This window comes from Methylobacterium iners (assembly GCF_022179305.1).
Taxonomy (GTDB): domain Bacteria; phylum Pseudomonadota; class Alphaproteobacteria; order Rhizobiales; family Beijerinckiaceae; genus Methylobacterium; species Methylobacterium iners.
This window is the reverse complement of sequence record NZ_BPQP01000030.1, coordinates 72,400-98,784: the sequence shown is the minus strand read 5'-3', so window position 1 is coordinate 98,784 and position 26,385 is coordinate 72,400. Positions and strand designations below refer to the sequence as shown.

Here is a 26,385-nt window from a genome sequence, read left to right as displayed (position 1 = left end):
GATTTGGCCTCATCCGAATCATCGCGCATAGACGAGCCGACGCGCCGCCTCCGCCGAGGACCTCCGAGATGCAGATCGCCACGCCCTACCTGATGTTCCTCGGAGACGTCCCCGATCGGCTGGCCGCCAAGACCGCCTACGGCATCGCCGATTGGCGTCCGGAATGGTGCATCGGCCAGATGCGGCTGCCTGGCTGCGCCGCCGACCTCGGCATCCCGGACCTGACCCTGCAGGAGGCCGTGGCCGAGGGCTGCCGGACCATGGTGATCGGCGTCGCCAACGCGGGCGGCGTGCTGCCGGAGCATTGGGTCGACGAGATCGTCGCGGCGCTCAAAGCCGGGCTCGACGTCGCGAGCGGGCTCCACGTCCGCCTGGGCTCGATCCCGGCCATCGCCGAGGCGGCGGAGGCCAACGGGCGTCAGCTCCACGACGTCCGCCACAGCGATCAGACCTTCGAGACCGGCAAGGGCACGCCCCGCCCCGGGCGTCGACTCCTCAGCGTCGGCACCGATTGTTCGGCGGGCAAGAAGTATACGGTGCTGGCCCTGGAGCGCGGCATGCGCGAGCGCGGCCTCGACGCCGATTTCCGGGCGACCGGCCAGACCGGCGTGTTCATCTCGGGCCGGGGCGTCTCGATCGACGCGGTGGTGGCCGACTTCATCTCCGGCGCCGTCGAATGGATCTCGCCCGCCGCCGATTCGGAGCATTGGGATCTGATCGAGGGCCAGGGCTCGCTGTTCCACCCCTCCTTCGCCGGGGTGAGCCTCGGGCTGCTGCACGGGGCGCAGGCCGACGCCTTCGTCGTCTGCCACGAGCCGACCCGCACGACCATGCGCGGCGTCGCCCACAAGCTCCCGACGATCCGTGAGGTGATCGACCTGACGGTCCAGCTCGGCCGGCTGACCAATCCCAATATCCGCCCCGTGGGCATCGCCGTGAACACCCAGGCCCTGGACGAGGAGTGCGCGCGCGCGCTGCTCGCCGATCTCGCCCGGGAGCATGACCTGCCGGCCACCGACCCCGTGCGCTTCGGCGTCGAGCCCATCGTCGACCGGATCGTCGCCGAGTTCCCGCCCTCGAACCGGGCGGCCTCGGCATGACTCGCCGCCTGACCGTCACGGTCGAGCGCTTTCCCATCGCAGGCGCCTTCACCATCGCCCGCGGCAGCCGTACGGAGGCGGTGGTCGTGCTTGCCACGATCACCGACGAGGCGAGCGGCGTTGCGGGGCGGGGCGAATGCGTGCCCTACGCCCGCTACGGCGAGACGGTGGAGAGCGTCCGCGAGCTTATTGAGGCTCAGGCGGAAGCGATCGCCGCCGGCACCTCGCGCGCCGACCTGCTCACGAGCATGAAGGCGGGTGCGGCGCGCAATGCGCTGGACTGCGCCCTGTTCGACTTCGAGGCCAAGCAGCTCGGCAAACCGGCCTGGGAGATCGCGGGCTTGACCGAGCCGGCGATCGCCACCACGGCCTACACGCTGAGCCTCGGCACACCGAAGAGCATGGAGGAGGCGGCGCGCGCGGCGTCCACGCGCCCGCTCCTCAAGGTGAAGCTCGGAGGGGAGGGCGATCCGGAAAGGATCGCCGCCGTGCGCCGCGGTGCGCCGGACTCCCGCCTCATTGTCGACGCCAACGAGGCTTGGCGCGCGGATACGATCGAGGCGAACCTCGTCGCCTGCGTCGCGGCCGGCGTCGGGCTCATCGAGCAGCCGCTGCCTGCGGGCGAGGACGCGCTTCTGGCCGAGATCGCCCGACCCATCCCGATCTGCGCGGACGAGAGCCTGCACGACCGCGCCGGCCTCGACGCCCTGGCGCAGCGCTACGACGCCATCAACATCAAGCTCGACAAGGCCGGCGGCCTCACCGAGGCGGTGATGCTCGCCCACGAGGCCCGGGCGCGCGGCTTTTCGCTGATGATCGGCTGCATGGTCGGCACGTCCCTCGCGATGGCCCCCGCCATGCTCCTCGCCCATCACGCCGACTACGTCGACCTCGACGGCCCGCTGCTCCTCGCCCGAGATCGCGAGCCGGGTTTGCGCTTCGAGGGCAGCCTGATCCATCCGCCGGCGCGCGAGCTGTGGGGGTAGAGGCGGCCGGCGCGAACCATTAACCCTTGCCCGTTAGGCTCCCCCTCGATCCGTGCGGGTAGGGGTGGAAGGCGATGGCCAGGTCAGGACGCGGTGGCGCGCGACGCCGGCTGCACGTGCCCTTCCTGCTCTACGGCGTGCTGTCCTTCTGTTTCGGCCTGGCGATGTACCTCGCCGGCGTGCTCCTGGTGTTTCCGCGCTACCTCCTGCAGCAGCGCGCGCTGCTCGACCCGATCGCCGAGGCACTGGTCTGGTACAGCGGCGTCCCGATCCTCGTCGGGATCCTGCTCGCGCTGTTCGACCTGCTCTACCTGCTGCGCCACAAGAAGCCGGACGTGCCGGTGCGCTTCGATCCGGTGCGACACCGCCGCGTGACGGTGGCGCTCACCGCCTACGACGACGAGGCCAGCATCGCCGGCGCGGTCGACGACTTCCTGAGCCATCCGCTGGTCGAGCGCGTGATCGTCGTGAGCAACAACAGCAGCGACCAGACCCTCGCGCGGGCGAGGGACGCGGGCGCGATCGTCTTCGACGAACTCGCCCCGGGGTACGGACGCTGCGTCTTTCGATGCCTTAGCGAGGCGATCAAGTTCGATGACACCGATTTCGTGGTCCTTTGCGAAGGCGACAGAACGTTCCGCGCCTACGACATCGAGAAGCTGCTCGCCTACGCGCCCCACGCCGATATCGTGAACGGCACCCGCACCGTGGAACCGCTGCGCCAATACCTGACCCAGCTCAGCACCTTCATCTATTACGGCAACATCTTCGTCGGAAAGCTTTTGGAGGCGAAGCATCTCGGGCGCGGCACGATCACGGACGTTGGCACCACGTACAAGCTCTGCCGCCGCGATGCCCTGATCGGGCTGCTCGACGACCTGAATCCGGCGGTGAACCTCGAGTTCAATGCCCATTTCCTCGACACGGCGCTGCAGAGCGGCCTCGTGCTGCTCGAATGCCCAATTACGTTCCACCCGCGCGTCGGCCTGAGCAAGGGCGGCAACGTCAACAACTGGCGCGGCCTCGCGGTGGGCTCGCGAATGATCCTTGGCCTTCTGTCCGACTGGCGGCGTTACGCGTGAGCGGCGACTATCACGGCTCGCGCCTCGCCTACGATCCGCGCCGCCGGATCCTCTGGCAGGCCTTGTGGCGACACCATTTCCGACGCGTCGTCGCGCCGGATGCCTGCGTGCTCGATCTGGGCGCCGGATACGGCGACTTCATCAACACCGTGGTGGCGCGTCGGCGCATCGCGGTCGACCTCTGGCCGGACCTCGCCCGCCACCTCGCGCCCGGCGTCGAGCCCGTGCTCGCGCCAGCGACCGACCTGAGCGCCATCGCCGCCGGCAGCGTCGACCTGGTCTTCGCGTCGAACCTCTTCGAACACCTGACCCAGCAGGACTTCATCGCGACGCTGGCGGAGATCCGGCGGGTCCTCGGGCCTGGCGGCACGCTGACGATCCTGCAACCGAACTACCGGTACGCCTACCGGGAGTATTTCGACGATTACACGCATGTGGCCGTCTACTCCCATATCAGCCTCGCAGACCTGCTGCGGGCGCATGGTTGGGACGTCACGGATGTTCGGCCTCGCTTCCTGCCCCTCACGGTGAAATCCCGCCTCCCAGTCTGGCCGGGGCTGATCGCCGCCTATCTCCGGTCGCCAATGAAGCCGATGGGCAAGCAGATGCTGATCAGCGCCCGTCCGAGGGCGGTGCATTGAGCCGCGCCAGCACGCATCCCCACCCGGCCCATGGCATCCACGTTCCCGGCCGGAGCCTGGCGGCCCTCGGCCTCGTCCTCCTCGCGGGATCGCTCGTGGCCTGGCTCGTCGGGTTCGTCCGGGCGAGCGCCGTCATCCTGCCCTATCCCTACGACTTCGATTACGGCGAGGGCATCGTCTGGCAGCAGATGCGCGACATCATGCGAGGCGATGCGTACGGGCCGCTAGGCGTGCTGCCGTCCATCGTCTACCACTACCCGCCCGTCTACCATCTCACGACGGCATTGCTCGCCGGCGCCCTCGGCCTCGACGAGCTACTGGCCGGGCGCCTCGTCAGCCTCCTCTCGACGCTGGCCTCGGGCCTCCTCGTCGCAGGCCTCAGCGCCGATGCGCTCGGCAGGACCGCGAGCACTCGAACACGGATCGTGTGCGGTGCGCTCGGCGGCCTCGTCTTTCTCACCTGCATGCCGGTGATGAAATGGGCGCCGCTGATGCGGGTCGACCTTCTCGCCTGCGCCCTAAGCCTCGCCGGCTTGGCGTTGGCGGTTAGGGCGCTCGAGCGGCCGGGGCTGATCCACCTCGCCGGGCTCTGCTTCGTGCTCGCAGTCTATACCAAGCAGGTCTCGATCGCGGCGCCCGCCGCCGCCTTCATCGGGCTGCTCGCGGTTGCGCCGCGCCTGGCCCTGGCGGGCATCTCCTCGACCGTGGCGATGGGAGCCGTCGCGCTCGTCGGACTCTGGGTGGGAACGGGCGGCGGCTTCGTGCGCCACGTCTTCCTCTACAACGCCAACCGCCTCGACCCGCCCCGGGTCGTTCACTTGTGGCTGTTTCTGAGCTCGCACGTGCTCTACGTGGCCGTTGCGCTGAGCGGAATCCATTCGGTGTGGCCGCAACTCAAGACAGTGTGCCGGAACACGCGCCGGGCGGACCGGCAGGGGCTCGCCCTCCTCGTGGTCACGGCATTTCTCGCGCTCAAGACGCTAATGCTGCCGATGATCATGAAGTCCGGCGCCGCCGAGAATTACTTCACGGAATGGTGCTGCGCGCTAGCGATCTTCATCGGCATCGCTCTGCGCTCGATCGTCGCCCAGGCGCTCGATACGCAGGAGGAGAAAGCGGCGCCGAGCCCGACGCTGACCCGTCTTCTCGTGATGGTCCTCCCGCTTCAGGTCTGGCTTCTCCCGCATTGGAGCGTCTCGCAGGCCGCCGCGGACGCCAGGGCGCGCGACCTCGCGCCCCTGGTCGCGATGATCCAGGCCGAGGACCGCCCCGTCGTCTCGGACGACATGACGTTGCCGCTGCGCGCCGGACGCCGGGTCGTGTGGGAACCCGCGATCGCGGCGGAACTCGCGCATTCGGGCCTCTACGACGAAGCCGCCTTCGTCTCGATGATCCGGCGGCGCGAATTGGGGTTCTTCGTCACGCTGGGCAGGCGCGGCGATCCGCTCTTCGACGAGCGCTACAATCCCCCCGTCGCCGCGGCGATCGACGCGGCATACCCGTCGAAGCGGGAGATCGGCGGCCTCACCCTGCATCTGCCGGAACGATAGGGGTCGGCCCCGCCAGGTCGTCCTACTTGTCGTGGTGCCCCGCCGCGATCCGGTCGGTCAGGGCCATGATCACGCCCGAGACCACGAAGACCATGTGGATGCTCACCAGCCAAATCAGGTCGCGATCGCTCGAGCCCTTCACGTCCATGAAGGCCTTGAGGAGCGAGATCGCCGAGATCGCGACGATCGAGGACATCAGCTTCAGCTTGAGGCCGGTGAAGTCGATGGTCCCCATCCATTCCGGCCAGTCCTTGTGGTCGGCATGGTCGATCTTCGAGACGAAGTTCTCATAGCCGGAGAACATCACGATGATCAGCAGCGAGGCCGTGAAGGAAAGATCGACCAGGGTCAGAACGCCAAGGATGACCTGCGCCTCGGAGGCATCCCACATGTGCAGGACGAAATGGACGAGCTCCTGCAGCACCTTGACCAGCAACACGACGATGCCGATGCCCAGCGCCGCGTAGAACGGCGCGAGCAGCCACCGGCTCGCGAACAAGGCTCGTTCGAAGGTTCGCTCGAGCATCGCCTGTCGTCTCCCACCTGAATCGGGCGGGGGTGTCGCATGGCCGACCGGACGGGACAAGGCGAAGCTTACGCCGCGACGCCGGTGCCGATGGGGCAGCTCACGCCGGTGCCGCCGACGCCGCAATACCCGGCGGGGTTCTTGGCGAGGTATTGCTGGTGGTAGCCTTCCGCGAAGTAGAAGGCGTCCAGCGGCTTGATCTCGGTCGTCACCTCGCCGAAGCCCTTCGCCCGCAGCGCCTCCGCGTAGGCGGTGCGCATGCGGCGGGCGGTCTCGGCCTGCGCCTCATCCAGCGTGTAGATGCCCGAGCGGTACTGCGTGCCGACATCGTTGCCCTGGCGCATGCCCTGGGTCGGGTCATGGCTTTCGAAGAAGGTCTTGAGCACGGCCTCGAGCGGCAGCACGTCCGGATCGTAGACGACGAGCACCACCTCGTTGTGACCGGTTTGACCGGAGCAGACCTCCTCGTAGGTCGGGTTCGGCGTGTACCCTCCGGCATAGCCCACCGCCGTGACGAAGACCCCTCCGGGAAGCTGCCAGAACTTGCGCTCGGTGCCCCAGAAGCATCCAAGGCCGAGCACGATCTGCTGCGTGCCCTCCGGGTAGGGGCCCTTGAGCGGATTGCCGTTGACGAAATGACGCTCGGCCGTCGGCATCGGGTCCGGCCGGCCAGGCAGGGCCTCGGCGGCGCTCGGCATCACGGGGCGCTTGCGGAACATCTGGAGCATCGGGACATCCTCGCGAAATCAGGCGTCGGGTACCGGCCGGATATGGGGATGAACCGCCGCGTTTCGTAGAGGCGGGCGCCCTATGGCCGGCTGAGATGGCCGATCCGCTCGCGCGGGCTCTGGCCCAGCCAGAGCAGCAGCGCGCCGAGCACGAGCGCGACCGCTGCCGCGGGTGCCAGGGTCAGCGGCAGGACAAGGAGCTGCCAGAGCCAGGGCGCGAGGCTCTCGACGCTTCCCTGCAGCGCGCTCGCCCGCTCCTTGAACAGGGTGAACAGGAGTTCGCTGACGCTCGTGACGCGCAGACCGTTATTCGCGATGGAGCGAGCACCATCGTAGACGAGACACACGAAGCCCGCGGCCAGGACCACGAATCCGAACAGGCGGCACAGGAAACGGAACATCGCTGACGCTTGAAACTCCTGGGGGCCGGGGCTGCGTAGGGCCGGGACGTGCCGGGTGCAAGCGCGGGGTCCCTGGCGTTGCCGCGGTCGCGCTCCTCGTGCCAAAGGACCCCGCCGGGGCAGCGGAACCAGCGGAAGAACCATGGGCGAAGATGTGAGAGCGGCCCTCGACCTCGTGATCTTCGATTGCGACGGCGTGCTCGTCGACAGTGAGCCGATCAGCCTCCGGTGCCTCACGGACGGCCTCAACCGGATCGGGGTGCCTATCGACGTCGACACCGTGCGCGTGCGTTTCGCCGGAACCTCGATGCCCTCGATCATGGATCACCTTGCCCGCGACTACGGCATCGTGGCCCCGGAGGGCTTCGTCGCCGCCGTGAAGGCCGAGACGCTGCGGGCCTTCGACGAGGGGCTTCAAGCCATGCCGGGTGTCGCCGAGTTCGTCGCCGCGCTGACGCTGCCCTGCTGCGTCGCCTCGAGCAGCGATCCCGTCCGGCTCCGGCACTCCCTCGGGCTGACCGGGCTGCTGCACCTGTTCGAGGGCCGGATCTATTCCGCGACGATGGTGTCGCGCGGCAAGCCTGCTCCAGACCTCTTTTTGTACGCCGCCCACGCGATGGGCACCGCGTCGGAGCGATGCCTCGTCATCGAGGACAGCGTGCCCGGCGTGACCGCGGCCCGCGCCGCCGGCATGCGCGTGGCCGGATTCACAGGCGGCGGCCATTGGACTCATGACCGCTCCGGAGCGGATCTCACCGGCGCCGGCGCAGGACAGGTCTTCGGTGACTTCCATACCCTGGCCGGCGTGGTCGCCCGCGCCTGACGGCGCTTGGGAACGGTCCGTGCTGGCGAGGGTCGGCACAGCCTTGTCGCCGGATTTCGAAGAAAGCCGCTGCCGGGCTTGGCCGTCTGGCGCGATTCCTGCTGTGCCGGAGCGTGAATTCGAAAAACCATACCGTTGACGCACGCGCGTCGCGCAACCACTCTAAGTGGGTGTCGCGACGGTCACGGATCGCCGCCGCACCGCGGTGATTTGAAGTGTGTAGCTTGCGCCGCGTTATCAAACGCTAAAGCACCGCGGAGCGTACGCGCCTCGTGGTCCTTCTTGTAGAGGATGACTTGCCGTGATCGTTACCCTTCGCCAGGATGCATACGCGAATACCTGCGGTCGGTGCGGCCGTATCTTGATCTGCTGTCAACGCTGATTGCCATGTCGAGCCCCACTGCACCTGCCCAGTCGGCCGAAGATCGGCCGCAGGAGTTCCCATGCGCCAGACTCACATCGAGAGCACAGCCCAGATCTTGGGCCGCCCACCCGCCGCGCCGGCGCTCTCCGAGCCCTTCACCAATCATCCCCCGGCCCGTGCCCACAATGGTCCTCACGCCGAGCCACTGGCACGGGTGATCGAAATCGGCGAGGTCACAGCCGGCATCGCGGTGCCTGAGCGCGGCGGCGTCCGCTTCTTCTCGTCCGAGCGGAGATTCGACGCCATCGACGGCGTCGTTTTCGGCAGCGTCGAGCAGGCCGCCAGGGCAGCGCGCGAGCGTTTTCATGCCAAGGCGCGGCCGTCGCGGCTGCAGGCCGTCTGAGATCGAGGGCTGCGAGCGGGGGTTGGCGTCGCTGTCCGGAAGACGTTCGACGTCCTTTGTCATCCCGGGGCCGTAAAGCGGAGCCGGGGTCCCGGAGCCGCTGAGGGGCCAAGCTGAAGCACTGTCGGCGGTTCTGGGTTCCGGGCTCGCCTGCGGCGCCCCGGAATGACAAACGTGGCCGTTCCCCGTGCATTCGGCGCGTTCCTATTCGAGGATCGGCCTAACAAGGAGATCGGCCGCAGCCCAGGCGGGACCACCTACTCGGCGACGAGCTTGTAGCTCTGGCCCGCGCGCAGCCGGGCCCCGCGTTCGAGCCCGTTCAGTACCAGGAAGCGGTCGAGGGCGCGGTCCGGAACGGCCATCCTCCGTGCCAGATCCTCCGCGCTGTCGGCGGCGGCGGCCTGAACGATCTGGATCCGCAAGGGGCGCAGGGCGCCCGCCTCGCCCGCACTCACGCCCGCGAGGCTCTCGGTCCACCGACGGAATGCGGGGTCGGGATCGGTGCCGCCCTTAGCGGCCATGATCATCCGGAACGTTCGCTCGCCGACGCGTATCGCCGCGAGCCGGAACGTCCATTCCTTGCCGCGAGAGAGAGCCGTCACCGCCGGGTGGCCGGCGACCATGCGGTTCTGGATCGAGCCTGTCTCGATCGCGTCGTTCCAGGTCGCCTTCAGGACCTCGTCGAGGCCCTGCCCGACCTGGCTGTCGACCTGATCGAACAGCAGGCGGCGGCTGCCCTCTCCCGTGGTGCCGAGCACCGCGCTGCGGGTGTTCTCGATCGTGAAGCCGTCGGGCACCTCGAAGGCGATGCCGAGGCCTGGGTGCAGGAAGCGGCGGCCGCGCACGATCCCGTCGGTCGGGTTGTCGCCGTAGGCGATCCCGTCGATCGCCGCGAGGTAGCGGGCGCGCTCGTCGACGCCCAGCCCCGGCGCACCGATGAGCCGGGCCGCCCGCGTGACGAGGGTGATGCGCTCGGCGGTTCCGGGGTGGGTCGCGAGCATGTCCGGCTCCCCCGCCAGACCCGTTCCCGTCTTCATGGCGATGGTGCGGTTCAGAGCGGTCAGGAAGCGGCCGGCACCGAACGGGTCGTAGCCGGCGCGTGCGAGCGTGCGCACGCCGATGCCGTCGGCCTCCAGTTCCTGCTCACGGGAGAAGCGGGCGATGGCGAAGCGCGACTGGTCCTGCAGCTTCGCGCCTGTTTCGGGATCGTTCAGGACGTCGGCGACCACCCGGCTCACGAGCTGGGAGCGCAGGGCGAGTTCGCTGCGCGCGCTGGCATGGCGCAGGGTGACGTGCGCGATCTCGTGCGCGAGCACGGCCGCGATCTCGGACGTATCGGTGGCGAGCGCCAGCAGGCCGCGGGTGACGTAGAGCCGGCCGTTCGGCAGCGCGAAGGCGTTGATGACGGGCGAATCGAGCAAGGTGACGTTGTAGGTCTCGTCCGGCCGCTCCGTGGCGCGCACCAGCCGGTCGGTGACCTCGGTGATCATCCTCAGGGTGGACGGAGCCTGGTACTCGCCGCCGAACGACGCGACGAGCTTGGCATGGTCCGCATCCGAGGTGTTTCGCTCCCGCCCGGTGACGCGCGGCGCCTCCGGCGGCACGGTGATGGCGGCGGGCGCGAGGATCGCGCCGGTTTGATCGCCGGCACAGGCGGAGAGAAGAAGCGCGAGCGCGAGCGCGAGCGGCGCAAGACGGCGCAAGCCTCCCGAAACCGTTGCTGGCTCCTCATCGATCCGCATGACGATCAGCGCCGCGACGCCCGCTCCTCGTCCAGTACCTCGATCATGTCCGCGCTCACGATGTCGAGGGTGGGTCCGCGCCACATCTCGACCACGCCACGGACCCGCACGCGGCGACCGCGAAGCACCGCAGCACTCAAACCACGTTCCGACAGCAGACGCCAAGTGCGTTTCGACACGGTTACCGTCAGGCCGGAGGCGCCCCGCCCGACGAAATCCACGTAGGTCCGGCTCGGCCGTTCGCCGACGTTCACGATGCGGCCCTCCGCGACGACGAAGCGGCCGATTTCCGTCCCGAGGCTTGCGCCGTCGCGGGCGTCGCGGACGGGCGTTCGCCAGATCCCGCGACCAGCGGCCCGCGCGCCGGCCTCGATCCCGAGCAGGGCCGGGCGGCAGAGCGCCTCAGCCTCGCCGGAATGGACCTGAGCAAGTCCCGCCTCGACGAGCGATCCGGCAAGATCGATCGCATCGTCCTCAAGCGCGGCATCCACGCGCACTCGGCCCCAGCGATCCGGCTCGCCCCTGCGAACCAGCGTCAGCCGGCGGCCGCGGTGCCGCATCAGCGAGGCTTCCGCTCCGACGCCGACATCGGCCGCGTCGGGCCAGCGCAGGCCGGAGAGAACGGCGCGGTCCCCCGATTCGAGGATGAGCTCGCCGCGGGGACCAACGCCTTGAAGCGTGTCGACGCGCGGTGGCCCGGCCCGGCAATCGGGCGGCACGGCGGCCTGCACCGGGGTCACAGCGACTGCACTCCAGAGGAGCGCACGGCCGAGGCGCACCCTCGTTGCCCTGAGCGGATGAACCGGCATGGCGGATCGCTCCTCTAACGAGTCTCGCAGGGGCGGGCGGCGGTTGGCCAGACCCGGCGATGATGGTAACGAGATCGCGGTGAGTCTCCGTAGCTCAGCTGGACAGAGCACAGGTTTCCTAGGTCAAATTGGGCGTCGCGAGGGGAAACCGCGCGACGGATCCGCTCAAAGTCGGGGAAAGCCCAACGGCACTCGCCGCGGCCGATCCCGAGCCAAGCCCGCGGTGCGGGAAGGTGTAGAGACTAGACGGGCGGCACCTAACGGCCTCGCTTTGCGGGGCCCAGGGTGAAGGGATAGTCCAGGCCACGAACGTCCGCGACACGCGGGCGGCGGCGGAAGCCGAAGTGGTATGAAACCTGGGGTCGCAGGTTCGAGACCTGCCGGGGACGCCACCCCATCGCCGCGGTTGACCGCGGCTTCGCGGTTATGGTCAAGCTCTCGCAACGCTGGAGAGCGGCTGCGCGGGGTAGGACATGGCAGGCCAGAAGACCGACGCGCGGGACGTCCACGTGGGCCAGCGGATCGCTGCCCGTCGGAAGAAGGCAGCCCTGACCCAGAAGCGCGTGGCCCAGAGCTTCGGGATGTCGGCGGCCCAATTGCAGAAGTACGAGAAGGGCACGAACCGGATCAGCGCGATCCATCTCGACACTTTCAGCCGCCTGACCGACACGCCGCTCTCCTACTTCTTCGAGGGCATGGAGCGCCTTGATGACGTCCCTACGGATGGCTTTGCCGAGCAGCCGCAGCAGTCCTATGCCGGCGAGACCCCATGGCAGGGCCTCGTCGATCTCGTCGTCCGGCACGTCGCGGAGCATTTTCCAGAGAGCAGCCGTCGCGAGCTCGCGGCCGCGATACACGCTCTGGATGAAAAGCTGAACGGCTGATCTTCCGTCCGTTTCGTCCTTTTTGGCGGACTTGTTCGCTGTTCCGGCTTGACCGACCGGGGACCGGATGCCAGTACCGGCGCCTTCCGCAGTCTGGGTTCAAACGCCGCGAGATGAAGGCGTGCCCGACCATGGGGTGCCTCGAATGCCGCGTTCCGACTACTTGTTCACCAGCGAGTCCGTTTCCGAGGGTCACCCCGACAAGGTTTGCGACCGGATCTCGGATACTGTCGTCGATGCCTATATCGCGGCGATGCCGGAGGCGCGGCTCGGCGTCGAGACGCTCGCCACGACGAACCGCATCGTCATCGCCGGCGAGGTGCGCGGCCCCGACTCGGTCACCTTCGATCACTTGACGGAGCTGACCCGCGAGGCCGTGAGGGACATCGGCTACGAGCAGGACGGCTTCCACTGGAAGAACAACGACATCGCGATCCATCTTCACGCCCAGTCGGCCGACATCGCTCAGGGCGTCGACGCCGCCGGCAACAAGGATGAGGGCGCGGGCGACCAGGGCATCATGTTCGGCTATGCCTCGGACGAGACTCCCGAGCTGATGCCGGCGCCGCTCTACTACGCCCACAAGATCCTCAAGGACCTTGCCGACGCCCGTAAGGGCAGGCAGGGCGATGCGGCCAAGCTCGGTCCCGACGCCAAGAGCCAGGTCACCGTGCGCTATGCCAACGGCCGCCCGGTAGAGGCGACGCAGATCGTGCTCTCGACCCAGCACCTCGACGAGAGCCTGGATTCGGCCGACGTGCGCGCCATCGTCGAGCCCTTTATCCGCGCGGCCCTGCCCGAGGGCTGGGTGAACGAGGGCACCGTCTGGCACGTCAACCCGACCGGCAAGTTCGTGATCGGCGGGCCCGACGGCGATTGCGGTCTCACCGGCCGCAAGATCATCGTCGACACCTATGGCGGCGCGGCGCCCCACGGCGGCGGCGCCTTCTCGGGCAAGGACCCGACCAAGGTCGACCGCTCGGCGGCCTACGCCGCCCGCTACCTCGCCAAGAACGTGGTCGCCGCAGGCCTCGCCGCCCGCGCCACGATCCAGCTCGCCTACGCCATCGGCGTCGCCAAGCCCCTGTCGATCTACGTGGATCTGCACGGCACCGGTCGGGTCGACGAAGCACGGCTCGAGGCCGTGTTGATGGACGCCCTCGACCTCTCCCCCCGTGGCATCCGCACAGCGCTCGGCCTTAACAAGCCGATCTACGCGCGCACCTCGGCCTACGGCCATTTCGGCCGCCCCCCGGAGGCCGATGGCGGCTTCTCCTGGGAGCGGATCGATCTCGCCGACCGCCTGAAATCCGCCCTGGCCTGAGCGCGATGACGGGAGGGGACGACCTCCCTGCCACCGGATCGTCCGCGCAGGCGGGCGCGGTGAGCCAGAGCGAGAGTGCGGACCGCGCCTTCTTCGGACGGCGTAAGGGCAAGCGCCTGCGCGCCGGGCAGGAACAGCGGCTGGCAGATCTTCTACCGGCCCTGCGCGTTACCCTGCCGCCGCCAGGAGAAAGCCTCGACCCGTCGACGCTCTTTCCCCATCCGATCGACGAGGTCCGCCTCGAGATCGGCTTCGGCGGCGGCGAGCACCTCGCCGCGCAGGCGGCCCGCGCGCCCGCCACCGGCTTCATCGGCGCCGAACCCTTCGTCAACGGCGTCGTCAAGCTCCTGCGGGCCGTCGACGAGGCGGCTTTGCGCAACGTCCGCGTCTGGGACGAGGACGTCACCGCGCTGTTGGCGGCCCTGCCCGATGCCTGCCTCGCTCGGGTCGACCTGCTTTACCCCGACCCCTGGCCGAAGCGACGGCAGCGCAAGCGCCGCTTCGTCTCCGACGAAACCCTTCGCGAGATCGTACGGCTGCTGAAGCCCGGCGGTCGGTTTCGTTTCGCGAGCGACATCGACGACTACGCGGGCTGGACCCTGGTGCGGGCGGCCCGCTGCCCGGGCCTCGGCTGGACTGCGCGGGCCGCTTCGGATTGGACGCAGCCCTGGCCCGATTGGCCGGGCACCCGCTACGAGGCCAAGGCCATGGCGGCGGGGCGCCGGCCGACCTACCTCGAATTTGCCCGGATCGAGCCGGCCTGACGGACCCGCCGCCCCGATCGATGTGGACCCTCGGCACCCCAGAACCGGAGCGGCTTGTGGCCAGCGATGTCGAGGGCCATTGTGCGCGGGTTCGCCGGAACTCGGATCGCTCGTTCCGTCGTGAAACCAACCGGTTGCGTCCCTTGAGCGAGGTTGCGTCATGAGCGGCGGATCGGATCACGGGTCGGCGGGGAGTCCGGGCTCCGCCGCGGCGGACCCGTTCCGCATCGCCTTCGACCAGGCCGCGATCGGCCTCGCCGTCCTTGACGGCGAGACGATCCGCGAGGCGAACGCCCATTGCTGCGAACTCCTTGGCTACGGGCCGGGCGCGCTCACGGGGTGCTCCCTCGCGGAGATCGGGGAGAGCGCACGCCCGGTCCCCGCCGGCATCCGGACCTGGCGCCGCGCGGACGGCGCCTCGCTTCACGTCCGCGTCCGCCGCGCGGAGGAGGCGGAACGCGCGGCCCCCCAAGTCCTTGTCGTCGAGGCGGTAGATGCCGATGAGATCGTTCGCGCCGAGCAGAACCGCGACGCGCTGACCGCCGCAGGGCTCGGCGAGTGGCGCTGGGACGCTGCGACCGGTCTCGTGACCCTCTCGCGCCGGGCCGCACACATCCTCGGCTACCCGCCGGGCCACGTGGTGTCCTGGTCGTCCCTCAGCGCCCAGATCGATCCTGACGCCGTCGCGCGCATCCGGGCCCTGGTGCGCGATTCCGGCAATGCACGGCAGTCCTACGCCTTCGAGTGCCGGGTCCGGCGCGACGATGATGGCCGCGAAATCTGCATCGGCGCGCGTGGGCAGGCGACCAACGCCGCCGACGGTTCGCTGGAAGGTATGGTCGGAGTCATCCAGGACGTCACCACCCGGGTCGAGGCCCGGAACGCGCTGCGCGATCGTGAGCAGCGCCTGCGCATCGCGACGGCGGTGGCCGATCTCGGCATCTTCGAGTGGCACATGCTCGACGACCAGGCGATCTGGGAGAACGAGCGGATGTTCGCGATCTTCGGGCGCACGCCCGAGGACGGACCGGTCAGCAAGGGCGTCTTCCTCGACCGCATCCTTCATCCCGACGACCGCATCCCATTCCGGAAGGCGATCTCGACGGCGCTGCGCGGCGACACCGTCCTGCATGCCCGCGGCCGCATCCGCCGTCACGCGGACGGCGCTTGGCGGACCATCGACCTCGCCGGCCGCTTCGAGCGCGAGGAGCCGCACCACCGCCTGCCTCGCCGCCTGATCGGCGTCGTCGCCGACGTCACCGACCGGCTGGTGGCCGAGGAGCGCCAGACCCTCCTGATCCGCGAGCTGCACCACCGTGTGAAGAACACGCTGGCGACGGTGCAGGCGATCGTCGGCTCCACCGCCCGAACGGCGAGCAGCATCGAGACCTTCTACGAGGCCTTCGTCGGGCGGATCATGTCGCTTGCCCACACGCATTCGGTCCTGACCGAGGACACCTGGCAGACGGCCTCGCTGAGGAACCTGCTCACGAACGAGCTGAAGCCCTACGCCGACGGCGCCATGGACGGTTCTATCGGGCGCATCACCCTCGAAGGCCCGGATGTCGACCTCGCCTCGGAGATCGCGGTCCCCATCGGCATGGCAATTCACGAACTGACCACAAACGCCGCGAAATACGGTGCCCTCTCCACGGAGGGTGGGCGAGTCTCGATCAGCTGGGATGTCCTTCCCGGCGCGCCGGCCGGACGCTTGCGCTTCCTCTGGCGCGAGACGGAGGGTCCCGAAGTTCGGCCGCCCAGCCGCCACGGTTTCGGCTCACGGCTGCTTCAGCGTGTGCTCTCGACGCAGGTCCGAGCCGAAGTCGAGACGGAATACCCACCGGAAGGTTTTCGGCTGACGATGACGGCGCCTTTGCCACCGCGGAACGACGCGCTGAACCCGCTGGCGTGACCGCTTCACGGCCAGCGCCGGCAGACTTTGGAGCACCCAATACCTCGTCGTTCCTGGGCCGCCAAGCGGGACCGGGATGACGAGCGTGGCAACGGGGAAGCTCGCCTCACGCCGCTCCGCGTGATTCGGACTCGCCGCCCGCATCGACGAAGGCCTTCAACTCGTCGAGCGAGTTGAAGCTGAAACGGCCGCGGGGCGTCTCGGCCTCGATCGAGCCGTTGGAATACATGACGTAGGTATTGCCGCCCGAGGCGTAGGTGCCGACCACCTGAAGCTCTGGTTCGGCTGGAGGCATGTCCGGGGCGGGGTCCAGGGGCGGCTCGTCGAGGGAAGGGCGAAGCGCCACCGGCTCCTCCTCGGGCACCGGGGCGGGCTCGGGGGCGGTGAACAGATCCGCCTCCACCGGCGCCGCAGCGGCTCGGACCGGGACTTCCGCATCGGGATGCTGGGCGTCGGCCTCCGGCGCCGGATGGCGCGCCGGTTCCTTGGCATGCGGCAGGAAATCCGGGAGCATCGGCTCCGCGGCTTGAGGCGCAGGTTCGGCAACGGCTTCGGAGACGGGTTCCGAGGTCGCGTGGGGCGCCTGAGGGGCCGCGAGGCCGGCGAGGGCGGCTCCTGCCATCGGCCCGGTCGGCAGCGCTCCGGCATCCATCGACGGCTCCACTGGCCGCGGGTTGGCGCGGGTCGCCGCCATGGCCCGCTGCGGCAGGGTCTCGGGGCGCGCTTCGCTCCCGCGGCCGAGAGCCTGCTCGACGCCGCGCAGCCGCGCCGTCAGGGCCGCAATGCCCAGCAGGACGGCGCCGGCCGAGGCGACCGTGGCGCCGGCGATCACCATGGCAAGGCCACTCTCCAGCCGGACGAAAGGAAATCCTTGGACGACCGAGGCGGCGCCGCCGATGATCATGAGGACGGCGAGCGCGAACAGCGCGATGATCATGTAACGCTCGCCGGATCTCTGCACGCCAAAGGACGGCTGATATTGTAAAGCCTTGGCGGCGTTTTGCAAAACCCGACGCTACCCGAAACGGCGTCGGATCGGGGTCATCCCCAGCCCCGAGGCGTCTGCCGCGCGCTTGGCTCTGGCGTTGCCGAGGCGGGGCCCGCGGCTTAACTACGGCGCGGGCGCTCGGTCGCGGCGCATGCCTTGCGCGAGCCGCCTGCCGAATGCCGCGCCACCCGGAGAAATGCCGATGACCTTCACCCTGCCCGAATTGCCCTACGCCTACGACGCGCTCGGCCCCTACATGTCGAAGGAAACCCTCGAGTTTCACCACGACAAGCACCACAAGGCCTATGTCGACACGGGCAACAAGCTGCTCGAAGGCACGGACCTCGAAGGCAAGAGCGTCGAGGAGGTCGTGAAGGCCGCCTACGGCACCAATCAGCCGCTCTTCAACAATGCCGGCCAGCACTACAACCACATCCATTTCTGGAACTGGATGAAGCCCAACGGCGGCGGCGCACCTCCCGGATTGATCGCCCAGAAGATCGACGAGGATCTCGGCGGCTTCGAGAAGTTCAAGGTCGACTTCATCCAGGCCGGCGTCTCGCAGTTCGGCTCCGGCTGGGCTTGGCTCGCCGTGAAGGACGGCAAACTCGCGATCCTGAAGACGCCCAACGGCGAGAACCCGCTCGTCCACGGCGCCAAGCCGATCCTCGGCGTCGATGTCTGGGAGCACTCGTACTACATCGACTACCGCAACCGCCGGCCCGACTACCTCAAGGCCTTCATCGAGAACCTGGTGAACTGGGAGCACGTCGAGAAGATGTACGGCGAGGCGAACGCCTGAGGCGGCGGCGCCAAGCGGCGTCGGGTCTGTCCACCACGCGCAGAGGTGACGGCCCGCCACCGCTGCTTCGCGGTGACGGAGAACCGGCCTGAGCGCCGATTTCTCGACGTCACCTTGGCGTCGAAGGGCATGACCAAGCGGAGGGGCTCGGGGTGGCAGGCTCAGATCATCCGACGTCCGTCGGACCGAGGACGCGCATCGGTCGCCTGTCCGGCCGGAGCTTCCTCGTTCCCGATGCCAACACGCCTCCGATGCCCGCCCTGGCGCAGCCCGGTGTCATCCACGACGGCGGGTCGGCCGAAGGATTTGGCGGCATCGATCCCTCGCTAGGCTACCCGGACGTGCGCAGCTTCCTGCTGAAGTTCGGACTGCTCGTCCCAGCGACGAACACGAGCACGGAGCATGAACTCTGGAGCATCATCGGCCGGAATCCCGGCCCTGAGGGTCTCGCAGGCATCGGGCTCCACACCGCGAACGTGATGACGCCGCGGCCACGCTTCGGGACGGCGGCCGAGCTGGCCGAGTACCAGCGCCAGTTCCTCGGCGGATTGAGGGCCGCGGTGGATCAGGCGCTGGCCGCCGAGCCGCAGTACCTGATCCTGGGTATGAGTTTGGAGCACATCATCGGTGGCCTCGACGGGATTCGTGCGGCCACCGCGGCGGTGACCGACCTCCTCGACCGAGGCATGGCGACATGGCACGACGCGGCGCCTGCGGCCCTGACCGCGCTCAACGCCAAGCGCATCGGGCTGCTCACCGCGTTCAACGAACAGGGCAACAACAATGCGGCGCGAATGTTCACCGACCTCGGTTTCGAGGTCGTGACGACGGCGAGCTTCCCCTGCGAGCTTGCTCTCCACATCGCCCACCTGCCGGACTGGGCCAAGGAGAAGGCAATCGTCGAGCTGCTGGCGACGCCCCGGAATCGTCTGGACGCCGTCGTGCAATGCGGGACGAACATGAGCCTCATGCAGGTGACCGAGCGGCTCGAGCCCGTCCTTGGCCTTCCAATCGTCGGGGTGAACGCGGCGTTGTTCTGGTACGCCTTGCGGGAGAACGGCCTCGACGCACCACTCCTCGGCGCGGGCATGCTGCTGCGCGAGCATTGATGGGTGTGCGGGCTAAGTCGTGGCAGGGACCCGACGCTAACAGGCGTGAGAAAGCGTCGGCGGCCGTTCCCACGCCCTTGAGCATCGGCTTCGGAACGGCTCTTGATGCCGCTGATGGGTCGAGGCGCGGCGTGTGAGATCAGGCATGAACGTGGCGGCCGCAACCTGGACCGTCGTGACTTCCCGCGACGGGCGAAGCGAGCGCAGGAAGCCTTCGTGATCCGCGCCATCCTCTCAGTCGGCGGCTGGACGCTGGTTTCCCGCGTCACCGGCTTCGCCCGCGACGTCGTGACCGCCGCGATCCTCGGTGCCGGTCCCATCGCCGACGCCTTCGTCGTCGCCTTTCGGCTGCCCAACCACTTCCGCGCGATCTTCGGCGAGGGTGCCTTCAACACCGCCTTCGTGCCCGCCTATGCAGGCCATTCCGAGACGGGCGAGGCGGGCGCCGCCCGGCGCTTCGCCTCCCGCGTGTTCACGCTGATGCTGATCGTCCAGATCGCCCTGCTGGCGCTGGCATTGCCCGGGATGCCCTGGATCGTGCGGGCGCTCGCGCCTGGCTTCTCGGAGGACCCGGGACGCTTCGACCTCGCGGTGGCGCTGACGCGGATCACCTTCCCCTATCTCCTCGCCATGACGCTGGTGACGCTGCTCTCGGGCGTGCTCAACGCCCACCGGCGCTTCGCGGCCGCGGCCGGCGCCCCGGTGCTCCTCAACCTCTCGATGCTGGCAGCGCTGGCGCTGGCCTTCCTCTTCCCGAACGTGGCCTATGCGGCCGCCTGGGGCGTCTCGGTCTCGGGCCTCCTGCAGCTCGCCCTGGTCTGGTGGGATTGCCGGCGGGCGGGCATCGCACCGGCCCTCGCGAAGCCGAGCTTGCGGGACCCGGCGATGACTCGATTCTTCAAGGTGCTCGGCCCCGCGGTGATCGGCTCGGCCGGGTTTCAGATCGCTTCCTTCGCCGATACGATCCTGGCCAGCACGCTCGCCGCCGGCGCCGTCTCGGCCCTCTACTACGCGGACCGACTGTACCAGCTGCCCTTCGGCGTCATCGCCATCGCGGCCGGTACGGTGCTCCTGCCCGAGATGAGCCGGCGGATCGCGGCCGGCGACGTGGCGGGCGCCCATGCCTCGCAGAACCGGGCCGCCGGCTTCTCGCTCGCGCTGTCCGCACCCTTCGCGGTCGCCTTCCTCACCCTACCCGAGCCGATCATGACGGCGCTGTTCCAGCGGGGCGCCTTCAGCGCGGAGGACTCCGCCCGCGCTGCCGGTGTGCTCGCCGCCTACGGTCTTGCCCTGCCGGCCGTCGTGCTCATCCGCAGCGCGGTGGCGAGCTTCTACGCCCGGCAGGACACCACGACGCCGCTCGTGGCCTCGCTCACGGCAATCGCACTCAATGTCGCGCTCAAGATCGTGCTCACAGGACCTTACGGGGTCGCCGGCCTCGCCATGGCGACGGCGGTCGGCGCCTGGGCCAACCTTATCCTCCTCGTCGTCCTCGCTTGGCGGAAGGGCTGGACGGCGCCCGGACGAAGCCTCGGCATCACCATCCTCGGCGTCGCGGTCGGCTGCGGGGCGCTTGGCGCCATCGCGGTGCTCGGCCTGCCGTTGGCGGAGCGGACCGTGCCGCCGCTGCCGCATCTTCGGGAGATCGCCGTCCTGGGTCTGCTCGGGCTTGCCGGGGCCTCCGCCTACGGGCTCATCCTGCTCGCGACGCTGCGGTTGTTCCGCCTTCCCCTGCGTCGGGCCTGATCGAGGGAATCACCATGTCCGGCTCCGATCTGATCCCCGAAGACGGAATCGCCGTCTTCGACGCCTACGGCACTCTGTTCGACGTCCACTCTGCCGTGATGCGCCACGCCGCCGGCATCGGCACGGAGGCGATGGCGCTGTCGGAGACGTGGCGCGCCAAGCAGCTCGAATACACCTGGACCCTAAGCCTGATGGGGCGCTCCGCCTCATTCTGGACGCTGACCGAGCGGGCGCTCGACTTCGCGCTCGCGCGACATCCGGGGATCGATCCCGGCATTCGGCCCAAGCTCCTCGGTGCCTATCGCGATCTCGACGCCTATCCGGAGGCGGCGGGGGTCATCCGCTCCCTGCGCCAGCGCCGCATTGCGACGGCGATCCTGTCGAATGGCGACGCTGCGATGCTCGCGAGGGCCATGGCCTCGGCGGGTCTGGACGACGCCTTCGATTCCGTGCTCTCGGTCGAAGCGTCGGGCATCTTCAAGACGAGCCCGGTCGCCTACCAGATCGTTCTCGACCGCTTCGGCGTGTCGCCTGGCGGGGTGGTCTTCTGCTCCTCGAACCGGTGGGACGTCGCAGGTGCCGTAGCCTTCGGCTTCTCCACGGTCTGGGTGAACCGGACCGGCCTGCCCGACGAGTACCCGGACCTCGCCCCGACCCGCATCGTGACGAGCCTCGACGGCATCCTGTGAGCGGCGCTCAGCGCGGGGCACGGCCCCGCAGCGAGCCCGGCTGGCCGGGGAGCGCCAGCTTGAACCCGGTGTCGCTGATGGCGTCGCCCTCCACGCGGTAGACCCCGAGCGTGCGGTCGACGTAGTTGCCGACATAGACGTAGCGACCGGAGGGCGAGAACACGACGCCCTGCGTCACCGCTCCAGCCTCCGCCTCGCCGACGCGGCGCACGACGCCCTTCGGATCGATGGCCAGCAGCAGCACCGTGCCGGTCGGCGTGTAGGACGGACTCGCATGGGGCGCCGCTGCGCCGCGCACCACCGAGACCGCCGCATGGCGCCCATCCGGCGCGACGGCAAGCGCCTCGGGGGTGTCGCCGACCCCGACTTGGTCGGCCACCACGGGCCGCGCCCGATCGGCTCGGATCACGCTCACGGTGTCGGCGTGTCCATCGCTCGGGGCAGGACCCGTATTTCCGGCCAGCGCCATCGCGCCGTCCGGCGTGAACTCGAGCCCGTAGGTGCCTGGCCCGACCGGCATGTCGAGAACGGAATCGTAGGTGAGGGCGGACCCGTCGAGGCTCAGCACGCCGACCTTCCCGACCTTGTTCTTGGCGACGAGGGCCCGCCGCCCATCCGGCGCGATCGCCACGGAGGCGGCCTCGTCGCCGACACCGATCGTCGCCGAGACGCGGACCACCTGCCCCTCGATGGTCAGGGATGTGACGCTCCGCCCGGCCCGGTTTGCGATGAGCGCGCGGGTCCCGGTCCGGTCGATCGCCAAGCCCGAGGGCTGCTGCCCGACCCGGATCGTATCGACGAGACGTGGGGGGCTCGCCATCAGGTCGACCACGTGGAGGCGGTCGTCGGGCTGCGCGTACCAGGCCTCGCCCTCCTGGCGCATCATCACCGAACTCGCGACGAGGCCGAGGCGACCGTCGGGCGTGATCTGCAGGTTCGTGGGCGGCCCGTAGACCGAGTTGTCGAGGGGCAGGACGTGGGCGAGACGCGGTCGCGCCTCGTCGGCCAAGTCCACGATGGCCAGCGCATCGGCGCCGTTCGGCCCGTTGCGGTCGCCGGCTGCCTCGAAGAAGGTCTTGCCGTCGAGACCGACCAGCAGGAAGGCCGGGGCCTGCGCCGCGGCAGGTATGCCGAGACCAAGCCCGAGCGCCAGAACCATCAGGCACGCTGTCGCCCGCATCGTGAAGCTCTCCCATGTCATCGATCGCCGACACGGCCCGCCGGGACCCGGCCGTGTGACGATTGCCGGTACCGCGCCCGGAGCAGAAGGCCAACCGGCTCAGGTCAGGAAAGCTTAGCTATTCAGGAGATTGTGAAGCTGCTCTGCGGCGATGCACAAAGGTTTGCCAGGTCATAAAGAAAATAATCGGCGCTGCCGCTGCATCCGTTTGGGCTCCTCACGGGTATTTCGCCGCCGGTCCTCTATTGCCGAGCTCATCGGGGCCCCTTTTATGCCGAGATCTGCTCCCGCGATCGATGATTTGTCGCTCATGTCATCTGGACGGCCGGCGCCGTTGGGGCCGAAGACGTCACGCCCCCCCGAAGACCGCGAGCATGCCCATTGGCATGCGGGCCTTGGGTTCATGACGGCCAGCTTCCGAACGACGTCCACATCCAGGAGGAACTGAAGTCATGGCCACGATCACCGGCACTGCAGCGAGCGAGACCCTCTCGGGTACTACCGACGACGATACCATCACCGGCCTCGGTGGTGATGACACGATCACTGGCCTTGCAGGCAACGATACGGCCGTCTTCAACGTCTCGACGGATGGTGCGGACATCACCGACCTCGGCGACGGCTCTGACCTCGTCAACGTCTCGGCGGCCGCCGCGGGGCAGGTGCGCCTGACCTTCACCTCCTCTCAGGTTGGCAACGGCAGCATCAACGACACCAACAACATGAACGGTCAGGACGGCGGTCTCGCCGTTCGCCTGCAGGCCGAGAACGGTTCGGACGCGCTCACCGGCCCAGTCAGCCGGTTCGACGACGAGGGCATCACCTTCGCCTCCAACACCCCCGGCCTCACCTTCGACGTGCGCGATCTCGTGGCCGGCACCCAGCGCGGCGATGCCTTCGAGGTGGTGACGCTCGGGACATTGGGGAACGACACCCTCACCGCGATCCAGGCGGCGCGCTCCTACTACTTCAACGCCGGCATGGGCAACGACACCGTCACCGGCGGAACGGCGAATGACTTCCTCGTCGGCGGCGCCGGGAATGACAGCCTCAGCGGCGGAGACGGCAACGACAGCTTCATCGGCGGCGGAGGAACCGACACCGTCATCGGCGGGGCAGGCAGCGACACGGCTATCGTGAACGTCTCGACGGATGGCGCCGACAGCACGGACCTCGGCGCGGGCGACGACTTCGTCAACGTTTCGGCCGCGACCGCCGGGCAGGTTCGTGTGACCTTCACGTCGGCCGAAGTCGGCAACGCCACCATCAACGATGCGGGTACGCTGACCGCTCAGGACGGCGGGCTGGCTGTGCGCCTGCAGGCCGAGGACGGGTCGGATGTCCTCACCGGTCCGGTCAGCCGCTTCGACGACGAGGGCATCAGCTTCGTCGCAGCCGCCGGGACGACCTTCGACGTCCGCGACCTCGTCGCCGGCACGCAACGCGGCGATCGGTTCGAGGTCGTCACGCTCGGCACGTCGGGGAACGACACGCTCACCGCCGTCCAGGCCGCGCGGCCCTACTATTTCAACGCGGGAGCGGGCAACGATACGGTCACCGGCGGCACGGCCAACGATTTCCTGGTCGGCGGCAGCGGAAACGATACGCTGACCGGCGGCCTCGGCAGCGACAGCCTGCTCGGCGGCGGCGGCAACGACACCGCGAATCTCAACGCATCGCTGGACGGATCGGACAGCATCGACCTCGGGGATGGATCGGACATCGTCAACGTCTCGACCGCCGCCGCGGGCCAAGTCCGCCTGACCTTCGTCTCGGCTCAGGTCGGCAACGGCAATGCTAGCGAGGCCGCCGGCCCGACGCCGCAGGACGGCGGCCTCGCCGTCCGGCTGCAAGCCGAGGGCGCTGGCGATACGCTCGCCGGCGACGTGAGCCGCGTCGATGATGAGGGAGTCACGTTTGTCGCAGCCGCCGGGACGACCTTCGACGTCCGCGACCTCGTCTCGGGCGTCCAGCGAGGCGACGCCTTCGAGGTCGTCTCGCTCGGCACCTCCGGCAACGACACGCTGACGGCAGTTCAGGGAGCGCGACCCTACTACTTCAACGCTGGCATGGGCAACGACACCGTCACCGGCGGAACAGCCAACGACTTCCTCGTCGGCGGGGGCGGCAACGACAGCCTCAGCGGCGGGGCGGGCAACGACAGCTTCATCGGCGGCGCCGGCAATGACAGCTTCAATGGCGGAGCGGGCACGGATCGGGCGATCTTCACGTTCGCGCTCAGCGCCGCCAGCGTGGGGGTTGGGGCCGACGGCGCCACCACCATCACCAGCCCTGACGGAGCCGACACCTTCCGCGGCATCGAGGAGTTCCAGTTCAGCGACCGGACGATCAGCAATGCGGATGGTTCGCCGTTGGTTGACGACCTGTTCTACCTCAGCCGCAACCCGGATGTGGCGGCCTCCGGTCGGGATGCCGATGCGCACTACGCCGAGTTCGGCTTCCGCGAAGGCCGCGATCCGAACGCCTTCTTCTCCACCACCGGCTACCTCGCCGCCAACCCGGATGTCCGCGCGGCGGGGGTGAACCCGCTCACCCACTACGACCAGTTCGGCTTCCGCGAGGGCCGGGACCCGGGGGCCAACTTCGACAACGAGTTCTACTACGCCTCCAACCCCGACGTGCGCGCCACCGGCGTCGATCCGCTGCGCCACTTCCTGGAGTTCGGCCAAGGAGAGGGCCGGGCGATCAGCGAGGCCGTCGGTCGAGCCAGCGACATCGGGGCGAGCCGCGGCTTCGACGCCGAGTTCTACCTGCTCTCCAACCCCGACGTGGCGCGTGCCGCCATCACGGCGGGCGGCGACAGCTTTGCGTTTGCCCGCTCACACTACAACAACTTCGGTGTGGCTGAGGGCCGTGACCCGAATGCCATCTTCGACACCGACGGCTATCTCAACGCCTATGCCGACGTGCGCGCGGCGGGCGTGAACCCGCTGACGCATTACGACCAGTTCGGCTTCCGCGAGGGGCGCGACCCGTCGGTGGAGTTCGACACCACGGCGTACCTGGCGGCCAACCCCGACGTGCAGGCAGCCGGCGTCGACCCGATGGTGCATTACCTGCAGTTCGGCCTCTACGAGGGCCGCTCACCGCAAAGCGACGCCACTTTCGGGGCCGGTAACGTCGGCTGACGTATCGGCGTGACGAAGGGCGGGGCCACCAGCCCCGCCCGCAATCATGAAGCGGCCCGACCCAGCGCCGCTCCGATCAGGCGCTTGGCATCCGCGCCCGCCCATTCTGCCGGCCCCTTCAGAACGCCGATCGTGCAGCCCCGCGCGTCGATCAGGAGCGTCGTCGGCAGGCCGACCGAGCCGGTCTCCTTCTGAAGCGCGGGCAACACACGCCCGGCGGGATCGCCGTAATAGGCGAGGTTCGAAATCCCGTTCTCCCTCAGCCAGAGCGGCGGCTTGTCGAGATTGCGTGTCTCGAGGTTGATCGCCACCACCGCGAAGTCCGGACCGCCCATCTCGGCCTGGAGGCGGTCCAGCGCCGGCATCTCGGCCTTGCAGGGTGCGCACCAGGTCGCCCACAGGTTCACGAGCAGGGTGCGGCCCTTCAGGTCCGCGAGCGTCAGGTCGGCGCCGTCCGGTCCCTTGAAGGCGAGGGCGGGGGCCGGCCGCGGCGTCTCGCTGATCTGCATGGCGGCGACCTCGCCGCGGGCGAAGGAGGCCAGGGCGGGGGCTTTGCGCGCCGCTTCGGCGCAGGCCCCTGCGGAGTTGCCGCCGGTCGAGCCGGTCCCGTATAGGGCGAAGCCGGCGCCCAGCGCCGCGAGCACCGAGCCGGCGGCGAGCGCGATCGTGAGCCTGGGCATCAT

The 26,385-nt window shown here is 69.0% G+C and carries 23 protein-coding genes and 1 pseudogene; 16 read left to right on the top strand and 8 right to left on the bottom strand.

From position 1 onward, the window contains the following. Positions 1-68 precede the first annotated feature (68 nt). From dgcN to MFF55_RS10665, 5 genes are all read left to right on the top strand, one after another. Positions 69-1,100 carry an N-acetyltransferase DgcN gene (gene dgcN / locus MFF55_RS10685; protein ID WP_238244067.1) on the top strand — a complete coding sequence of 344 codons (1,032 nt, stop codon included), beginning with the start codon at positions 69-71 and terminating at the stop codon, positions 1,098-1,100. Continuing rightward, positions 1,097-2,086: an N-acetyl-D-Glu racemase DgcA gene (dgcA, locus tag MFF55_RS10680; protein ID WP_238244066.1), complete on the top strand. Its 990-nt coding sequence runs from the start codon at positions 1,097-1,099 to the stop codon at positions 2,084-2,086. Before dgcN ends, dgcA begins: the two co-directional genes overlap by 4 nt. Positions 2,087-2,160: 74 nt before the next feature. Continuing rightward, complete coding sequence (locus MFF55_RS10675; RefSeq protein ID WP_238244065.1) at positions 2,161-3,168, top strand: glycosyltransferase; 1,008 nt, start codon at positions 2,161-2,163, stop codon at positions 3,166-3,168. Next, complete coding sequence (locus MFF55_RS10670) at positions 3,165-3,809, top strand: class I SAM-dependent methyltransferase (protein ID WP_238244064.1); 645 nt, start codon at positions 3,165-3,167, stop codon at positions 3,807-3,809. The genes MFF55_RS10675 and MFF55_RS10670 overlap by 4 nt, the downstream gene beginning before the upstream one ends. Then, entirely contained in the window at positions 3,806-5,359 is a 1,554-nt protein-coding gene (locus MFF55_RS10665) for an ArnT family glycosyltransferase (protein WP_238244063.1), read from the top strand. Before MFF55_RS10670 ends, MFF55_RS10665 begins: the two co-directional genes overlap by 4 nt. Positions 5,360-5,381: 22 nt before the next feature. Here the strand turns inward: MFF55_RS10665 and MFF55_RS10660 are convergent, their stop codons facing one another. The 3 genes from MFF55_RS10660 to MFF55_RS10650 form a co-directional block, all read right to left on the bottom strand. Next, positions 5,382-5,885 (bottom strand): TIGR00645 family protein, encoded by a 504-nt coding sequence (locus tag MFF55_RS10660; RefSeq protein ID WP_238244062.1) that lies wholly within the window; start codon positions 5,883-5,885, stop codon positions 5,382-5,384. Positions 5,886-5,953: 68 nt separating this feature from the next. Then, complete coding sequence (gene msrA / locus MFF55_RS10655) at positions 5,954-6,613, bottom strand: peptide-methionine (S)-S-oxide reductase MsrA (protein ID WP_238244061.1); 660 nt, start codon at positions 6,611-6,613, stop codon at positions 5,954-5,956. A gap of 80 nt (positions 6,614-6,693) precedes the next feature. After that, positions 6,694-7,014, bottom strand: a complete 321-nt coding sequence (locus MFF55_RS10650) for a PetM family of cytochrome b6f complex subunit 7 (protein WP_238244060.1) — start codon at positions 7,012-7,014, stop codon at positions 6,694-6,696. 142 nt (positions 7,015-7,156) lie between these two features. Between MFF55_RS10650 and MFF55_RS10645 the strand changes: the two genes are divergently transcribed. Together MFF55_RS10645 and MFF55_RS10640 are read left to right on the top strand one after the other, a co-directional pair. Continuing rightward, positions 7,157-7,837 carry an HAD family hydrolase gene (locus tag MFF55_RS10645; protein ID WP_238244059.1) on the top strand — a complete coding sequence of 227 codons (681 nt, stop codon included), beginning with the start codon at positions 7,157-7,159 and terminating at the stop codon, positions 7,835-7,837. Between the two features lie 443 nt (positions 7,838-8,280). Then, positions 8,281-8,604 (top strand): hypothetical protein, encoded by a 324-nt coding sequence (locus MFF55_RS10640; RefSeq protein ID WP_238244058.1) that lies wholly within the window; start codon positions 8,281-8,283, stop codon positions 8,602-8,604. Positions 8,605-8,861: 257 nt separating this feature from the next. Here MFF55_RS10640 and MFF55_RS10635 read toward each other — a convergent pair whose 3' ends face one another. Beyond that, complete coding sequence (locus tag MFF55_RS10635; protein WP_238244057.1) at positions 8,862-10,346, bottom strand: M48 family metalloprotease; 1,485 nt, start codon at positions 10,344-10,346, stop codon at positions 8,862-8,864. A gap of 5 nt (positions 10,347-10,351) precedes the next feature. Then, the gene (locus MFF55_RS10630) at positions 10,352-11,155 is read right to left on the bottom strand and encodes a thermonuclease family protein (RefSeq protein WP_238244056.1); all 804 of its coding nucleotides are present in this window, start codon (positions 11,153-11,155) and stop codon (positions 10,352-10,354) included. Between the two features lie 473 nt (positions 11,156-11,628). On the opposite strand from MFF55_RS10630, the gene MFF55_RS10625 reads away from it, so the two are divergent. From MFF55_RS10625 to MFF55_RS10610, 4 genes are all read left to right on the top strand, one after another. Beyond that, positions 11,629-12,039: a helix-turn-helix domain-containing protein gene (locus MFF55_RS10625; RefSeq protein WP_238244055.1), complete on the top strand. Its 411-nt coding sequence runs from the start codon at positions 11,629-11,631 to the stop codon at positions 12,037-12,039. Positions 12,040-12,184: 145 nt separating this feature from the next. After that, positions 12,185-13,363 carry a methionine adenosyltransferase gene (gene metK, locus MFF55_RS10620; protein ID WP_238244054.1) on the top strand — a complete coding sequence of 393 codons (1,179 nt, stop codon included), beginning with the start codon at positions 12,185-12,187 and terminating at the stop codon, positions 13,361-13,363. A 5-nt stretch (positions 13,364-13,368) separates the two neighbouring features. Then, on the top strand, positions 13,369-14,127 hold the full coding sequence (gene trmB, locus MFF55_RS10615; RefSeq protein ID WP_238244053.1) for a tRNA (guanine(46)-N(7))-methyltransferase TrmB: 759 nt from the start codon (positions 13,369-13,371) through the stop codon (positions 14,125-14,127). 160 nt (positions 14,128-14,287) lie between these two features. Further along, entirely contained in the window at positions 14,288-16,039 is a 1,752-nt protein-coding gene (locus MFF55_RS10610) for a sensor histidine kinase (RefSeq protein ID WP_238244052.1), read from the top strand. A 106-nt stretch (positions 16,040-16,145) separates the two neighbouring features. On the opposite strand, the gene MFF55_RS10605 is transcribed toward MFF55_RS10610, so the two are convergent. Further along, positions 16,146-16,976 carry a hypothetical protein gene (locus MFF55_RS10605; RefSeq protein ID WP_238244051.1) on the bottom strand — a complete coding sequence of 277 codons (831 nt, stop codon included), beginning with the start codon at positions 16,974-16,976 and terminating at the stop codon, positions 16,146-16,148. A 253-nt stretch (positions 16,977-17,229) separates the two neighbouring features. Between MFF55_RS10605 and MFF55_RS10600 the strand changes: the two genes are divergently transcribed. The 4 genes from MFF55_RS10600 to MFF55_RS10585 all read left to right on the top strand — a co-directional run bounded on the left by MFF55_RS10600 (position 17,230) and on the right by MFF55_RS10585 (position 21,373). Then, positions 17,230-17,829: a superoxide dismutase gene (locus MFF55_RS10600; RefSeq protein ID WP_238244050.1), complete on the top strand. Its 600-nt coding sequence runs from the start codon at positions 17,230-17,232 to the stop codon at positions 17,827-17,829. Between the two features lie 152 nt (positions 17,830-17,981). Further along, entirely contained in the window at positions 17,982-18,938 is a 957-nt protein-coding gene (locus tag MFF55_RS10595) for a maleate cis-trans isomerase family protein (protein WP_238244049.1), read from the top strand. A gap of 216 nt (positions 18,939-19,154) precedes the next feature. After that, positions 19,155-20,684, top strand: coding sequence for a murein biosynthesis integral membrane protein MurJ (murJ, locus tag MFF55_RS10590; protein ID WP_238244048.1), 1,530 nt, complete (start codon positions 19,155-19,157; stop codon positions 20,682-20,684). 14 nt (positions 20,685-20,698) lie between these two features. Beyond that, complete coding sequence (locus MFF55_RS10585) at positions 20,699-21,373, top strand: haloacid dehalogenase type II (protein ID WP_238244047.1); 675 nt, start codon at positions 20,699-20,701, stop codon at positions 21,371-21,373. Between the two features lie 7 nt (positions 21,374-21,380). Here MFF55_RS10585 and MFF55_RS10580 read toward each other — a convergent pair whose 3' ends face one another. Continuing rightward, on the bottom strand, positions 21,381-22,553 hold the full coding sequence (locus MFF55_RS10580) for a YncE family protein (protein ID WP_238244046.1): 1,173 nt from the start codon (positions 22,551-22,553) through the stop codon (positions 21,381-21,383). Positions 22,554-23,005: 452 nt separating this feature from the next. Between MFF55_RS10580 and MFF55_RS26790 the strand changes: the two are divergent. Next, positions 23,006-25,702, top strand: a pseudogene (locus MFF55_RS26790) (beta strand repeat-containing protein); the annotation flags it as partial. A gap of 44 nt (positions 25,703-25,746) precedes the next feature. Here the strand turns inward: MFF55_RS26790 and tlpA are convergent. Beyond that, on the bottom strand, positions 25,747-26,382 hold the full coding sequence (gene tlpA / locus MFF55_RS10565) for a thiol:disulfide interchange protein TlpA (RefSeq protein WP_373874782.1): 636 nt from the start codon (positions 26,380-26,382) through the stop codon (positions 25,747-25,749). Positions 26,383-26,385 lie beyond the last annotated feature (3 nt).